The sequence below is a fragment of the Vibrio ruber DSM 16370 genome, from assembly GCF_900163965.1.
GTDB classification, from domain to species: Bacteria; Pseudomonadota; Gammaproteobacteria; order Enterobacterales; family Vibrionaceae; genus Vibrio; species Vibrio ruber.
The window spans coordinates 34,573-49,716 of sequence record NZ_FULE01000034.1 but is presented as its reverse complement, the minus strand read 5'-3'; the positions used below and the strand labels follow the sequence as shown (position 1 = coordinate 49,716).

The window sequence follows — 15,144 nt, the reverse complement described above, 5'->3', positions numbered from 1 at the left end:
AGTCAAATGAATGCATCTAAGTATTTGCCAGCATTGGTAAAAAAGATGACAAAGTCGATCCAGACACGAAGGATACGATCTTTGCTTGATCTCACGCTTTATTACCGCTGATCAGCGATCAATACCAAAAAGAACATTTATATAACCACACACCGAAAGCATAAGTTACATCTTCTGTTTTTGGATTTTAAACGATATTTTATAAAAATTTTTTTGTATTAAAAACCCATACAAAGCATTTCATAAAAAGATCATATACTTTACATCATCTGTTGTTTGTCAAAGACTGTCAGTTACAGAGACCAAGCGCCAGACATAAAAAACCCGGCTTATCTGCCGGGTTTTCATCCATCCTGAACAACAAAATACTATTTCTTACGATGCTTCATCATCGACATCAAACGTTTTTTCTGTCTCTCTTGAGATAACGTTAACTTAGATGATTTATTCTCATACGGGTTCTCACTGCTCTGGAACTGGATCCGAATCGGTGTGCCCATAATTTCCAAAGACTTACGATAGTAATTCATCAAATAGCGTTTATAAGAATCTGGCAACTCATTGACCAAGTTTCCGTGAATGACAATAATCGGCGGGTTATAACCACCGGCATGTGCATACTTTAATTTAACGCGTCGACCACGAACCATTGGTGCCTGATGATCTTCTGTTGCCATTTTCATAATGCGCGTCAAGATCGATGTACTGACTCGTGTTGTCGCTGATTTGTAGGCTTCTTCAACCGATTCAAACAAATGACCGACGCCTGTACCATGTAATGCTGAAATAAAGTGAATACGCGCAAAATCTACAAATCCTAAGCGACGGTCAAGTTCTTTTTTCACCCGCTCTTTGATATCGGAATCCAAGCCATCCCACTTGTTCACCGCAAGAACAATAGAACGTCCTGCATTCAAGGCAAAACCAAGTAAGCTCAAATCCTGATCCGAAATATTTTCCCGGGCATCAATCAACAGCAATACCACGTTGGCGTCTTCAATTGCTTTGAGTGTCTTGACCACTGAGAATTTTTCTACGGTCTCATGAATTCGCTTGCGGCGCCGCACACCTGCTGTATCGATCAAAACATATTCACGTTCATGACGTTGCATGGGAATGTAGATCGAATCGCGAGTCGTTCCGGGCATATCATAAACGACGACCCGCTCTTCTCCCAGAATACGGTTGGTGAGCGTTGACTTACCAACATTAGGACGTCCGATAATTGCCAGCTTGATCGGTTGCTCTTGCAAGCGCTGATACTCAGCTTCAGCTTCTTCTTCGGTATAATCGTGTATTGCAGGCGTTTCTACTGTTTCGATTTCAGTCAGATCTTCGATTTCAGCTTGTGCTTTTAACGATTCAATCGTCGGAGTCAAAACCCGTTCAATCAGTGCACTGACCCCACGCCCGTGAGCTGCAGCAATTTGAAACATCTGGGTCATTCCCAGCTGCCAAAATTCAGCGCTGGCTGCATCGGCATCAATGCCATCAACTTTATTCACAACCAGAAATGAAGTCTTTTCAATTTTACGTAAATGCGAAGCAATCCCTTCATCTGCTGGTGTTAATCCGGCACGGCCATCGACCATAAATAACACAACATCGGCTTCTTCAATTGCAGCCAAAGACTGTTGTGCCATTTTGCTTTCGACACCTTCTTCCCCGCCATCAATACCACCGGTATCAATGACGATGAATTCTTGCTCGCCTATTTTGGCATGACCATACTTACGGTCTCGGGTCAGACCGGGAAAGTCTGCAACCAATGCATCGCGAGTACGGGTTAATCGGTTGAATAATGTAGATTTACCGACATTCGGACGCCCAACCAGCGCAACAACAGGAACCATAACACCCTCTAAATTGTTCAATGCCATGTGTACGACCGCATAACTGCGTTAACTCACTGTCATGAGTCCGGCCGATGATGACACAAAGCCCTGCGGCTTGAAAAAAGCAGCAGTTCAAAAACCATAATAAAATGGCTCCTAACTGTTTCCAGCCAGGAGCCGATAGTGAAATTATATCACGAATTTTTAGTTGATCGTCAGTTTCTTCAGATCGCCATTTCGTGTCGTCAGCAGATAACTATTGTCCGGCAAAGCAATCGGAGAAACCGCAAATCCACTGCTATTGACAAACTGTTGGGCAACAAACTCACCACTATTCCGGTCAATCCAGTATAGGTAACCTTCGCTATCACCAACGACAACATAATTACTGATCACAACCGGTGCAGTCACCAAACGGTGTTCGAGTTTACGATTAGTCCATAATTCCGTTCCGCTGCGCGCATCAACGGCAACAATATGATCTTCATCCGTTGCGATAAACAAACGTCCGCCATCGGTTGCAATATCTTTAGCTGATGAATATGTGCGCTTCCAGACAGGCTTTCCTGAACGCAGATCGATATCAACCAGTTGACCGTTATAACCAATGGTATAGAGCGAATCACCGATAACCAGCGGTGATGAATCCACATCCACGAGTCGATCAATTTCTGTTGAGCCTTTCGGTATGCCGATTGGTTGTTGCCAAATCATCTGCCCGCGTGAGGTAATAGCTGCTGCCAGTCGGCCGCCGGCTGTTCCCCAAAAAACTCCGCCAGACACAGCAACCGGTTCACTCACCCCACGTAACGTCAGGTTTGGCACTTCGGTACTAATCACCCATTGCTCTTTACCACTGTTTTGATCCAGTGCGGTCAAATTACCGTTGCTGGTATTGATGATCAATAGGTTACTGTCTGTTGTCGGAGAAGCGAGAACCTCACCACCGATGTTCTGTTTCCATTTCAAATCACCGGTTTTAGCATTCAGCGCATAAACAATCCCATTTTCACTGCCGACATAGATCTGGTTAAATCCGGCAGCAATGCCACCAGCCAAACGGATGGGATCATCAATCTCAAGATCACGATGCCAGAGTTCTTTTCCATTTTCCGGGTTTAGCGCTTTGACTAAACCATCCCGGTCTGCAACAAAAATGGTATCATAGACATACTTCGGCTTGAGTTTCGAAAAATAATGACCGACCCCGCTACCCACCGAAGCTCGCCAATCTATATGTGGCGTAAACTCGCTGTTAACAACAGGGACAGGCGCCATGACAACCGACTCTTCTTCTCCGGAGCATCCCGCTAATCCGCCCGTTATCACAGCCATTAAAAATAAGTTGCCAAACCACTTCTTCATTCACTCACGCCCTTATTTGGCAAGATCATCTAACTTCATTTGTAATGTCTGGCTGGCATCTTCAGCCTGCTGGGCTTCGGTATAAGCAACATAAGCCGCTTTCTTATCACCCTGAAGCAGCGCGATATCACCTTTCAATTCAGCCACACGGCCAACCCAGCCAGAATCCGTAATCTGTTTTAAAGATGCCTCAGCACTCTCATAATTACCTTGTTCGGCCTGAATGCGGGCAATTCGGTAATCAATCAACGTATCCAGTGCTTTATCATCAGTATTCGCTTTGGCCCACTCAAGCTGAGCCAGTGCTTGATCCAGATGCTTGGCATCAATCTGAGATTTTGCTAACTGCATCGCTGCCAGGACGGCATAATTACTGTCTGAATGCTGTTCAATAAAACTCTGAACTGTTTTTTCTGCGTCTAACCCTTGCTGAGAAAGTGAAGCTATAACATCAGAATACTGATGAGAGGCAGCTTCCTGAGCCGCTTTCACTGACGACTGATAATAATTCCAGCCCAGAATTGCAGCTAAGCCAACAACAGTGCCGACAATGACGGATCTGCCATTCTCTTTCCACCAACTCTTAATCGCTTCAACTTGTTGTTCTTCGGTATCGTAGAGTTCCACGTTTTTCCCTCTTTAATTAAGCCTCTCAGCTGCACTTTCCAACCATCATCACTTGAAAAAATAAGCCAGTTTTTCAATGACATCTGACTGGAGTACCGTTTCCTGAGTTCCACCGTTCAGATCTTTAAAAACGACCATCTGTTGTGCCATCTCGTCCTCTCCCAGAACTAATGCAACAGAGGCGCCGACTTTATCAGCCCGCTTAAACTGTTTCTTAAAGTTACCACCACCAAAATGGTTCATGACACGCAGTGTCGGCAATGATTCTCGTACCGATTCTGCCAGAGTCACCCCTGCCGGTAAGGTACCTTCACCAGCCGTCACGATATAAACATCGACCTGACGCGCAACGTCATCAGTCAGTTCCAGCGCTTCAACCATCAGAACCAGACGCTCTAGTCCCATTGCAAAACCAACAGCAGATGTCGCTTTACCGCCCATCTGCTCGACAAGGCCGTCATAACGACCACCACCGCAGACAGTCCCCTGAGCACCGAGACTTTCGGTTACCCATTCGAAAACAGTACGGTTGTAGTAATCCAGTCCGCGAACCAAACGTTCATTAACGGTGTATTCGATACCGACAGCGTCAAGAAGTTCACATAAACCGGCAAAATGAACGCGTGAATCATTATCAAGATACTCTGACAGTTTCGGTGCATCGCCCAAAATTGCCTGTATTTCAGGATTTTTGGTATCGAGAACCCGTAATGGATTGGTGTACATCCGACGTTTACTGTCTTCATCCAGCACTGATTCATGCTGCTCCAGAAAAGCAATCAATGCGGTCCGGTATTCGGCTCGTGCTTCTGGTGAACCAATAGAGTTCAGTTCAAGTCGTACATACTGAGCAATTCCCAGCTCTCGCCAAATCCGGGCAGTCATCATGATCAATTCAGCATCAATATCCGGCCCGTCAAGACCAAACACCTCGACACCACATTGATGGAATTGTCGGTATCGTCCTTTTTGCGGCCGTTCGTGGCGGAACATCGGCCCCATATACCACAAACGCTGTTCCTGATTATAGAGCAGACCGTTTTGAATCCCGGCACGAACACAACCCGCCGTCCCTTCAGGGCGTAGAGTCAGGCTGTCGCCGTTGCGATCCTCAAACGTGTACATTTCTTTTTCAACCACATCGGTCACTTCACCGATAGCACGGCTGAACAGATGCGTCATTTCAATAATCGGCATACGGATTTCACTATAGCCGTACGCATTAATGACTTGTTTTACCTTGCCCTCAACCTTTTGCCAGAGCGGTGATTGTGTCGGGAGGCAGTCGTTCATGCCCCGAATTGCTTGAATTGTTTTTGCCACAAGGATTACCGTAAATTCATTATGATATTAATTGTTGTCTTCGACTTGAGTGACCTGAATGCGATTTTGCTGGTCAAGCATCGACGCTTTGGCCCGGATTTTTGCTTCAAGCTGATGAACTAAATCATCATTGTCGAACCGTTCTTTCTGGCGGACACCGTCTTCATAAAATGCACTTTTTCGATTGCTGCCGGCAATCCCGAGATGTGAAGCTTCAGCCTCACCTGGGCCATTGACGACACAGCCTATAATCGAGACATCCATTGGCGTGAGAATATCTTCCAAACGCTCTTCCAGTGCATTGACAGTGCCGATGACATCAAACTCCTGACGGGAACAACTCGGACAGGCAATAAAATTGATCCCCCGGGAACGAATCCGCAAAGATTTAAGGATATCAAACCCGACTTTAATCTCTTCTATCGGGTTTGCAGCCAGCGAAATCCGCAACGTATCACCGATCCCTTCAGCAAGTAACATCCCCAGCCCGACAGAAGATTTAACCGCGCCAGCGCGGGCACCACCGGCTTCGGTGATCCCTAAATGTAAAGGTTGATCGATTTTTTGAGCCAACAGACGATAAGAATCAACAGCCAGAAAAACATCGGATGCTTTGACACTCACTTTAAATTGATCGAAATTAAGTCGATCAAGAATATCAACGTGACGCATTGCGGATTCCACCAGCGCTTCGGCCGTCGGCTCACCATACTTCTGTTGAATATCTTTTTCTAATGATCCTCCATTCACACCAATACGGATCGGAATGCCTTTATCACGGGCGCAGTCCACAACTGCACGAATCCGCTCTTCACGACCGATATTTCCCGGGTTGATCCGTAAACAATCAACCCCGTATTCCGCAACCTGAAGCGCAATGCGGTAATCAAAATGGATATCGGCCACTAAAGGAATCGATACTCTTTTTTTGATTTCCCGGAATGCTTCCGCTGCATCCATCGTCGGAACTGAAACCCGAACAATATCTGCACCGACTTTTTCCAGTGAATGGATTTGAGCAACCGTTGCCTCGACATCGGTCGTTCTGGTATTTGTCATCGACTGAACTGCGATGGGCGCACCATCGCCGATAGGAACGTCACCGACGTAGATACGTGTCGAACGGCGACGCTTTATTGGAGACTCATATTGCATATTTTTGTCTAAGGTAAGCTAAATCTGGCTACTTTGCCTGAAGTATACCCAGAAAGGTCTACAGGTTCACCTGCAAATGTCATAGAAACACCTTCTGGCGCACCTAAAATAACCTTAAATGGGGCTTCACCCTGAAGCTGAACGGATTGATTTGCTTTTTTCAACCCAATCAACAACGTTTTACCGTTAGCATCGGAGACCCGAACCCAGCAATCATCTTCAAAATTCATGGTTAAAGCTTGTAATTCCGGAGATTGCGACTCGTCTGCTGAGGTTGTCGCGGAATCGGAAGCAACCGGTTGTGCTGACGCAGTATCGGCTTCATGACTAACGGCTTGTTCATCTTGAGGTTGTTGCGTCGGTTCAGGTTCAGATGCAGTGTCATCCACCGTATCGGTTGCTTGCTCTTCAGGCGAAGCGGTCTGCTCAATATCGGATGGCTCTTGAGATGGCTGAGTCAGATCTCGCACGGTGGCAAAATCATCCCCTTTCTCATCACCTGATGACGCGGCAGCTTGCGCCTGCTCTTCGGATGATGCCTGCTGAGACGGAATCAACGTGTCCTGTTGTTGGTTTTGATACCACCAGACCGATGAAATACCGATCACAATGGCAACAATACCAATCGTAATCAGATTAATCCGGCTGTTATGCTGCTCCCGAGTCGTTTTTCTGGAAAAACTGGTCATCAATAAGTCAGGGGCAGTTGCACCACAGTAATGATCATACGCTGCAAGGATCTCTGGCTCATCAATCCCAACCAATTTGGCATAAGAGCGAACATAACCTCGGGTAAATGTTGATACCTTATCAATATCAAAATTATTTTCTTCTAGCGACTGTACAATCGTCAGACGAAGCCGGAGCCTGTCCGCTATTTGCTTTTGAGTCAACCCAAGCGATTCCCGCTTCTGCTTCAAAAGTGTACCGGGGCCTATCTGGTTATCATCTTCTTTTACTGTTTCTGATTCTGTCATCACGTCGCATCTATCTCTTGTCTCTTTGCTGTAACCCTATAATAAGCATAGCGCTTTATTGATTTTAGTTCTTTTGGGATAGCTTGTTTAAGTTCCAGCATAAAATATGGTTTATCTTAGCGTCAAAATTATCAGTAACTCAAATAATTTTGAAACACATGGGCTCATTCTAAAGGATATTAAAACTGAAACAACAATGAATTAAGGAAGAAGACTCAGTCGAATCCAAGTTTTTCGGAAAATTGACACAAAACAGGGCTAAATTGTAGAGAAAACAGGTAAGAACACGACTTTTATCAACTCATCGCACTTCTTGATCAGAAGAAATATTCGCTCATAAAACATCAGAAAAGAGAGTGAATCATACAAAAACGAAAGGGGTATCGACGCGGAACCTTTTCTCACAGAAATAAATACTCAGCATCGGGCCCCCACCTATCATATCAATCAGTTAACGGCCTTAATCGGAATGGCATTTTCCTGCTCGGTCAATAATCGGGTTCGTTTGGTCCGGTCAATCACATCGCCGACTAACTGCCCGCAAGCTGCGTCAATATCATCCCCACGCGTTTTACGGACTGTTACTGTATATTCATACCCCGTTAAGGTTTTCATAAACCGGTCAATCCGGGAGTTACTTGGTTTCCGATACGGCGACCCCGGATAGGGATTGAATGGAATCAGGTTAATCTTACATGGCGTATCTTTCATGAGTTCCGCAAGTTCATGCGCGTGCTCGGTGCCATCATTGACATGATCAAGCAAAATATATTCAACGGTAACTTTGCCACGGTTAGCATTTGAAGAAGCAATATAACGACGTACCGATGCCAGAAAATCTTGAATATCCCATCGATCATTAATCGGCATGATCTCGCTACGCAGTTTATCATTCGGAGCATGAAGAGAAATCGCCAGCGCAACATCGATTCGTCCGGTCATCTGCTCCAATCCGGAAACCACACCGGAGGTAGAAACAGTGACCCGACGCTTGGACAAGCCAAACCCTAAGTCATCCAGCATGATCTCCAATGCAGGCAGCAAGTTTTTCATATTAAGCAATGGTTCACCCATTCCCATCATCACGATATTAGTGATGGGACGTCGGCCGGTCTCTTTCTCCATACCGATTTCACGGGCAGCACGCCATACTTGGCCGATGATTTCGGAAACGCGTAAGTTACGGTTAAAGCCTTGCTGCGCAGTAGAGCAGAATTTACACTCCAGCGCACAACCGACCTGAGATGACACACATAATGTGGCCCGATCATCTTCCGGGATATAGACGGTTTCAACATCTTGATCACCGACCCGCATCGCCCATTTGATCGTGCCATCCGATGAATGCTGAGCAGCTGAAACCGTTGGTGCTTTAATCTCACAACTAATTTTCAGCTTTTCTCTCAGCTTTTTATTAATGTTGGTCATCTGTTCAAAGTCATCACAACCAAAGTGATAAATCCACTTCATGATTTGATCTGCACGAAACGCTTTTTCGTTCAGCTCTTCAGTAAAAAACTGACGTAAAGCTGTACGATCAAAATCAAGCAGATTAATTTTTTGTGTGGTCATGGCGCCTCTCAGAAAAGCCGTACATCAAATTCAGGGCGCGAATTGTACAGCCTTTGAGCACTGACAACAAGCCCTACCGATAAGCAACAAAACCCCGTTTAAAACGGGGTTTTCAATTGCATATTTTAGTGTTCACCGAGCGTGATTTATGACTGAGAAGCTCTTGGACAAATTTCTGAATCAGGGAAGAAAAAAGCGATTTCCCGGGCAGCAGATGCTTCACTATCACTGCCGTGAACCGAATTCAGACGCATATTCAGTGCATAATCAGCACGCAAGGTGCCGCAAGCAGCTTCTTCAGGGTTGGTTTTTCCCATCAATTCACGGTAGCGAGCAATGGCATTTTCACCTTCAAGCACCTGTACCATGATCGGTCCGGAAGTCATAAACTCTTTTAGCGGCTCAAAAAATGGTTTACCTTGATGCTCTGCGTAGAAACCACTTGCCTGCTCTTCGCTCAAATGTACCATCTTCGCCGCAATAATCTGCAATCCGGCTTTTTCAATACGATGGTAAATTTCACCAATCAGATTACGCTCTACAGCATCTGGCTTTATGATAGAAAACGTTCTCTCTAACGCCATAAAATTGTCCTTTCTTTCTCAATTTTTACTCAGATATCAAGATCTGAATTTTATTTTAGTCAATCAATAAACGAGCCAAAGTACGAATACCAATACCGGTTGCACCGGCAGCCCACTTGTCGGTCGCTGATTTACGATAAGTCGCGGCACAATCGAAATGTAACCAGCCTTTACGGTAATCTTCAACAAAGTGCGATAAAAATGCCGCAGCGGTACTCGCTCCCGGCGAATAATCAGAAGCGCTGATATTCGACAGATCAGCAAAGCTAGAAGGCAACATATCACGATGGAATGATTCCAGCGGCAGTGGCCATAGCCGTTCCCCTTCCATTTTCGCAACAGAAAGCGCTTGATGACTTAACGTTTCGTCAAAGCTCATCAACGCATGATAGTCGACACCCAATGCTGTTTTCGCAGCACCCGTTAGCGTCGCACAGTCAATAATCATTTCTGGCTGCTGTTCACTGGCATAGATCAGGCCGTCGGCCAATACTAAACGACCTTCCGCATCAGTATTCATGATTTCGACCGTTTTACCATTCTTATAGGTAATGATATCGCCCAATTTCAGCGCACGACCGGATACCATGTTTTCCGCACAGCACAGGATCAGTTTCACCCGTTTGTTCAGGCCACGTAGAATCGCGAGTCCTAATCCACTGGTGGCCAGCGCTGCACCGCCCATATCTGACTTCATGGATGACATAAAGTTCGAAGGCTTCAGACTGTAGCCGCCCGAATCAAATGTAATACCTTTGCCGACCAGACAAGCATAAACCGGTGCATTTTCATCACCCGTCGGATTGAAATCCAATTGCAGCATTGCTGAAGTTCGCTCAGACCCGCGTCCGACAGCAAAAATCCCTTCCCAGCCATCGGAAAGTAAATCTTTATCTTTAACAATACGATAAGAAACTAATTCAGGCGCGAGAGACTTCACAAACTCAGCGGCCATCGTTGCCAACTGCCGGGGGGCAACCTCTTCGGCACTCTTATTAATGACATCTCTGGCCCAGTCAGATGTTTTGATCCGCGCCTCAAGTTCTTGCTGGTCGTTGTCAGCAAGTGCTTCCCATGTCAGTGTATTTAATTTCTTCGGGTCACGATATCCTTGATAAAAAGCCCAGATTCGCTCTAAATCCCAATCACTCCCCACTAATGAAATATTGCGTAAGCCCTGCCCATCTATTTTTCGGGCTGCTTTTTGAATCGTCGCCAGCGGAGTAGATGATGGATCGATATGAATGGTCACACCGGATTCGGAATAAGATATGGTCGCCTTTTCTCCCCACTGTTCAGGGGCTTTTTCTTGGCTAATCGATACTGACATATTTACAGACATGGCCTCTCCTTGTCTTTTTTCACTTTTCGCCACTTATTTTTATCTCTGGTTCACTCAGACAATTTACCATTATATCTGGCAAACATGTCAAATTGATAAAAAGCGGATCTGTAAAGATCCGCTTTTGACGAGATTTATTTCACAAGCAATCCTAGGGGCTATTGATCTTTCGTGATGGTTTTTGCAGCAATTTGTCGTGCATTTAGTCAAGGCAGGTCATGTGAAGTGTAGCGATCTACATGAACCATGACCTAACGCTGGATAAATGAGCGACAAATGCTGCCCAGAGGGTTCATCTGAACGTGTCTTGCTCTTTGTTGCGGGTCATTTGCTTAGGATAGCTAATCGGCATGCCCCGCGCCGCGATCAATACCCGTTCAGATTGAACAAAATTCAACCACGAAAGGTCAACAGCCCCTAATGAAAGGATGACAAAATTAATCCATTTCGTCCATCCAGCACAAAATAATCGCTTCCAGAATTTTTTCATTAGAATGGTTTGGATCATCATCAAAATCATCCAAATCCATAACCCATTGATGTAAATCGGTAAAACGTACATTTTTCGGGTCAACATCAGGATAAAGATCACATAGTTCGATAGCGATATCCCGTGAATCAGTCCACTTCATCATTCGTTCCTATCAGATGCTGTGCAACGGTCAGAAATCAATGCTCTTCCGCTGCATGGTTCAATGTATATTTAGGGATTTCAATCACCAAATCTTCATCGGTTACTTTCGCCTGACACCCCAGCCGGGATTCAGGTTCAAGTCCCCAGGCTTTATCCAGCATATCGTCTTCCAGCTCATCACTCTCATCCAGTGAATCAAACCCTTCCCGAACGATAACATGGCAGGTCGTACACGCACATGATTTCTCACACGCATGTTCAATCCCAATGCCATTTTTCAATGCCACATCAAGAACCGTTTCTCCGGTTTCAGCGTCAAGGACAGCACCTTCAGGGCACAGGTCTTCATGAGGTAAAACAATAATCTTTGGCATGTGTGTCTCTCAACTACTCAATATCATCTACAGACTGACCCGCCAGCGCTTCACGAATCGATTTATCCATACGGCGTGAAGCAAATGGCTGACTCACTTTATCAATATCTTTGATGCCCTGTTCAATCGCATTGGCATCATCACCGTTTCTCAACGCGATCAGCGTTTCAATCGCTTTCAGGAGCTCTGCGCTTTCTTGCTCATCCAATAGTTCATCACCATCCGCCTGTATGGCTGCAATTAATCCTTCAATTACTCGGTCAGCTTCTACACGCTGCTCCATCAACGCCCGGATTTGCATGTCTTCAGCGGCATGAGTCATTGAGTCTCTGAGCATCGAGGCAACTTCGTCTTCACTTAAACCATATGACGGTTTCACCTGAATTTCAGCCTGAACTCCGGTACTTTTTTCCATCGCAGTCACCGACAGTAAACCATCGGCATCCACCTGATAGGTGACCCGGATATGTGCAGCGCCGGCAGTCATCGGGGGAATCCCTTTGAGAGAGAAGCGCGCCAGAGAACGACAATCCGCAACCATCTCCCGCTCGCCCTGCACCGTATGAACCATCATTGCAGTTTGACCATCTTTAAACGTCGTGAACTCTTGTGCCCGGGCAACGGGAATCGTCGTATTGCGCGGAATAATTTTTTCCACGAGTCCACCCATGGTCTCGATCCCCAGCGACAATGGAATCACATCCAGCAGCAACATTTCCGAATCCGGTTTGTTACCGGCCAGAATATCCGCTTGCGTTGCAGCACCAATCGCTACCACTTCATCAGGATTAATACTGGTCAGCGGCTCGCGCCCAAAGAATTCACCAACCATTTCCCGGACGAATGGGGTGCGGGTCGAACCACCGACCATCACCACTTCAATCACCTCATCCGCATCAACCTCGGCGTCTTTCAATGCGCGGCGGCACGACATCAGTGTTTTTTTCACTAACGGTTGAATCAATGCTTCAAACTGTTCCCGGCTCAGCTGTCCATGCCAGCCAAGCACTGAAATATCAGCCGATTCAGCGTCTGATAAATCAATTTTTGCCTGTGACGCGGCATCTAACAAGGTGCGATATTCTTCAGCATTGAGTGTCTGTTCAATCCCGATGCATTCCTTGAGATGTTCGGCAATCAGGTGGTCAAAATCATCTCCGCCAAGCGCAGAATCGCCCCCCGTCGCCAGAACTTCAAAGACGCCTTTTGATAAACGCAGAATCGAGATATCGAATGTTCCGCCACCGAGGTCATAGACCGCGATCACCCCTTCACGTCCTGAATCAAGACCGTAAGCAATCGCGGCTGCGGTCGGCTCATTCAATAAACGTAATACATGAAGTCCGGCCAACTGTGCGGCCTCTTTCGTCCCCGCACGCTGGGCGTCATCAAAATAAGCAGGCACAGTAATCACCACACCGGCCAATTCGCCACCCAGTGATTGTTCGGCACGACGCGCTAAGGTTCTGAGAATCTCGGCAGATACCTGAATCGGGTTTTTATCGCCCTGCGCTGTTTGAATCACAGGTAAACCGTTTTGGCTTGATTTAAACCGATAGGGCACATGGGGATAACGTTGTTGTACGTCATGCAAAGAACGACCAATCAGTCGTTTGACAGAAATAATTGTATTTTCCGGGTCTTGCTGAGCTTTTTTTCTCGCATCAACACCAACCAACACCGCATCTCGGGCATAATTGACAACCGAAGGCACAATGGCTCGTCCATTGTGATCGGTTAGCGTTTCAGCAGTACCACTGCGGACCGAAGCCACCAATGAGTTTGTTGTACCTAAATCAATGCCTGCTGCCAGCTTGTGTTGATGAGGTGCCGCACTCTGACCAGGCTCAGCGATTTGCAGTAATGCCATAGGGCTTTCCTTTGTTCTGAACTAGCCGAGAAGTTTATCTTCGGCCCGTTCGATTTCATTTCTTAGTTTGGCAATAAATTTGAGTTTTCGAACTGTATCTGCCGCCGCTTCCCATTGAGATTGCGCCAGTTGTTCTTTCAGGACAGTCAATTGTATTTTATACATTTTGCTGACTTTTCCTTCAAAATCGATCAGTTGCTCCTGCGCATCCGCAGCACTTTCAAGCGTTTCCAGTTCTTCACGTAACAGCATCTGTTCCATCAGAAATTCAGGATCCTGCATGGTCTGCTGCTCGCTCCGAAGATCAATGTCATGAAGCATTAAAAGATACTCAGCACGACGAATATCACTTTTTAGTGTCTGATAAGCATCATTGATTTCTGAAGCTTTCTGTACCGCAGCTAAACGCTCACGCTCTGAAGCGGTGGCAAAGTTATCGGGGTGAAAACTCTTTTGCAACTCTCGGAACTGAGAAGAAAGAAGGCTACCATCCAGTTCAAACTGAGTTGGTAGCCCAAATAATTCAAAATAATTCATGTTAATATCAGTCCTGATTCATCGGCTATCCAATTCAACATTCATCAATCCTGACTATCGATGTCATCGTATCCGCAACTGTGACACGCACCCGTTCTATGTGAATATGATGAGAGACCGTGAGATGAATCGATGTTGTCGTATTTACAGCTGTCGTCTAAACATTAAAGCTTTCACCACAACCACATTCACTTTTGACATTCGGGTTGTTGAATTCAAAGCCTTCGTTTAGTCCTTGCTTGACATAATCTAACTGAGTACCGTCAAGATAAACGAGACTTTTAGGATCAATGATAATTTTAACACCATGATTGTCAAAAACTTGGTCTTCTTCATTGAGCTCATCAACGAACTCCAGCACATAAGCCATGCCGGAACAACCTGTTGTTTTAACACCTAAACGCAAGCCGATCCCTTTGCCACGATTATCCAGGAAAGAACGAACTCGATCTGCTGCTGTTTCAGTTAAGGTGATGGACATACAACTCTAACCTTAAATTTAGTGGGTTTCAGAGGGAGTCAGACTCCCTCAATCAATTATCAATGCTCGTGTTTTTTCTTATAATCCGCAACGGCTGCTTTAATCGCATCTTCTGCCAGAATAGAACAGTGAACTTTCACTGGTGGCAGTTCAAGCTCTTCCGCGATTTCCGCATTTTTGATCGCTGCCGCTTCATCAATCGACTTACCTTTCACCCACTCGGTGACTAATGAGCTGGAAGCAATCGCACTCCCACACCCATAGGTTTTAAATTTTGCGTCTTCGATAATGCCTTCCGGTGAGACTTTGATTTGCAGTTTCATTACGTCACCACACGCCGGCGCACCTACCATACCACTACCGATACTTGGGTCTTCCTTATCAAAAGAACCAACATTTCGCGGATTCTCATAGTGGTCGATTACTTTATCACTATATGCCATGATGATTACCTCATATCCTCTATCG

Annotated in this window: 15 protein-coding genes; all 15 read right to left on the bottom strand. The window is 45.8% G+C overall.

Going from position 1 to position 15,144, the window contains the following annotated elements; genetic code table 11:
- Positions 1-368 precede the first annotated feature (368 nt).
- Positions 369-1,853 carry a ribosome biogenesis GTPase Der gene (gene der, locus VR7878_RS13110; RefSeq protein WP_077336596.1) on the bottom strand — a complete coding sequence of 495 codons (1,485 nt, stop codon included), beginning with the start codon at positions 1,851-1,853 and terminating at the stop codon, positions 369-371.
- 186 nt (positions 1,854-2,039) lie between these two features.
- On the bottom strand, positions 2,040-3,200 hold the full coding sequence (gene bamB, locus VR7878_RS13105) for an outer membrane protein assembly factor BamB (RefSeq protein WP_077336543.1): 1,161 nt from the start codon (positions 3,198-3,200) through the stop codon (positions 2,040-2,042).
- A 12-nt stretch (positions 3,201-3,212) separates the two neighbouring features.
- The gene (locus VR7878_RS13100; RefSeq protein ID WP_077336542.1) at positions 3,213-3,827 is read right to left on the bottom strand and encodes a YfgM family protein; all 615 of its coding nucleotides are present in this window, start codon (positions 3,825-3,827) and stop codon (positions 3,213-3,215) included.
- A gap of 48 nt (positions 3,828-3,875) precedes the next feature.
- Complete coding sequence (gene hisS, locus VR7878_RS13095) at positions 3,876-5,150, bottom strand: histidine--tRNA ligase (protein ID WP_077336541.1); 1,275 nt, start codon at positions 5,148-5,150, stop codon at positions 3,876-3,878.
- 27 nt (positions 5,151-5,177) lie between these two features.
- Positions 5,178-6,305, bottom strand: a complete 1,128-nt coding sequence (gene ispG / locus VR7878_RS13090; protein WP_077336540.1) for a flavodoxin-dependent (E)-4-hydroxy-3-methylbut-2-enyl-diphosphate synthase — start codon at positions 6,303-6,305, stop codon at positions 5,178-5,180.
- Positions 6,306-6,313: 8 nt separating this feature from the next.
- Positions 6,314-7,282, bottom strand: a complete 969-nt coding sequence (rodZ, locus tag VR7878_RS13085) for a cytoskeleton protein RodZ (protein ID WP_077336539.1) — start codon at positions 7,280-7,282, stop codon at positions 6,314-6,316.
- Between the two features lie 447 nt (positions 7,283-7,729).
- Positions 7,730-8,854, bottom strand: a complete 1,125-nt coding sequence (rlmN, locus tag VR7878_RS13080; RefSeq protein WP_077336538.1) for a dual-specificity RNA methyltransferase RlmN — start codon at positions 8,852-8,854, stop codon at positions 7,730-7,732.
- Positions 8,855-9,000: 146 nt separating this feature from the next.
- Positions 9,001-9,438, bottom strand: coding sequence for a nucleoside-diphosphate kinase (ndk, locus tag VR7878_RS13075; RefSeq protein ID WP_077336537.1), 438 nt, complete (start codon positions 9,436-9,438; stop codon positions 9,001-9,003).
- A gap of 55 nt (positions 9,439-9,493) precedes the next feature.
- On the bottom strand, positions 9,494-10,780 hold the full coding sequence (pepB, locus tag VR7878_RS13070) for an aminopeptidase PepB (protein WP_077336536.1): 1,287 nt from the start codon (positions 10,778-10,780) through the stop codon (positions 9,494-9,496).
- Positions 10,781-11,217: 437 nt separating this feature from the next.
- Positions 11,218-11,412 carry a Fe-S cluster assembly protein IscX gene (gene iscX, locus VR7878_RS13065; RefSeq protein WP_077336535.1) on the bottom strand — a complete coding sequence of 65 codons (195 nt, stop codon included), beginning with the start codon at positions 11,410-11,412 and terminating at the stop codon, positions 11,218-11,220.
- 37 nt (positions 11,413-11,449) lie between these two features.
- Complete coding sequence (fdx, locus tag VR7878_RS13060) at positions 11,450-11,788, bottom strand: ISC system 2Fe-2S type ferredoxin (protein WP_077336534.1); 339 nt, start codon at positions 11,786-11,788, stop codon at positions 11,450-11,452.
- A gap of 13 nt (positions 11,789-11,801) precedes the next feature.
- Positions 11,802-13,658 (bottom strand): Fe-S protein assembly chaperone HscA, encoded by a 1,857-nt coding sequence (hscA, locus tag VR7878_RS13055; protein ID WP_077336533.1) that lies wholly within the window; start codon positions 13,656-13,658, stop codon positions 11,802-11,804.
- A gap of 21 nt (positions 13,659-13,679) precedes the next feature.
- Positions 13,680-14,195 (bottom strand): co-chaperone HscB, encoded by a 516-nt coding sequence (gene hscB, locus VR7878_RS13050; protein WP_077336532.1) that lies wholly within the window; start codon positions 14,193-14,195, stop codon positions 13,680-13,682.
- 157 nt (positions 14,196-14,352) lie between these two features.
- Positions 14,353-14,676, bottom strand: coding sequence for an iron-sulfur cluster assembly protein IscA (iscA, locus tag VR7878_RS13045; protein ID WP_077336531.1), 324 nt, complete (start codon positions 14,674-14,676; stop codon positions 14,353-14,355).
- A gap of 59 nt (positions 14,677-14,735) precedes the next feature.
- Positions 14,736-15,119, bottom strand: coding sequence for a Fe-S cluster assembly scaffold IscU (iscU, locus tag VR7878_RS13040; protein ID WP_038182526.1), 384 nt, complete (start codon positions 15,117-15,119; stop codon positions 14,736-14,738).
- Between the last annotated feature and the right edge of the window lie 25 nt (positions 15,120-15,144).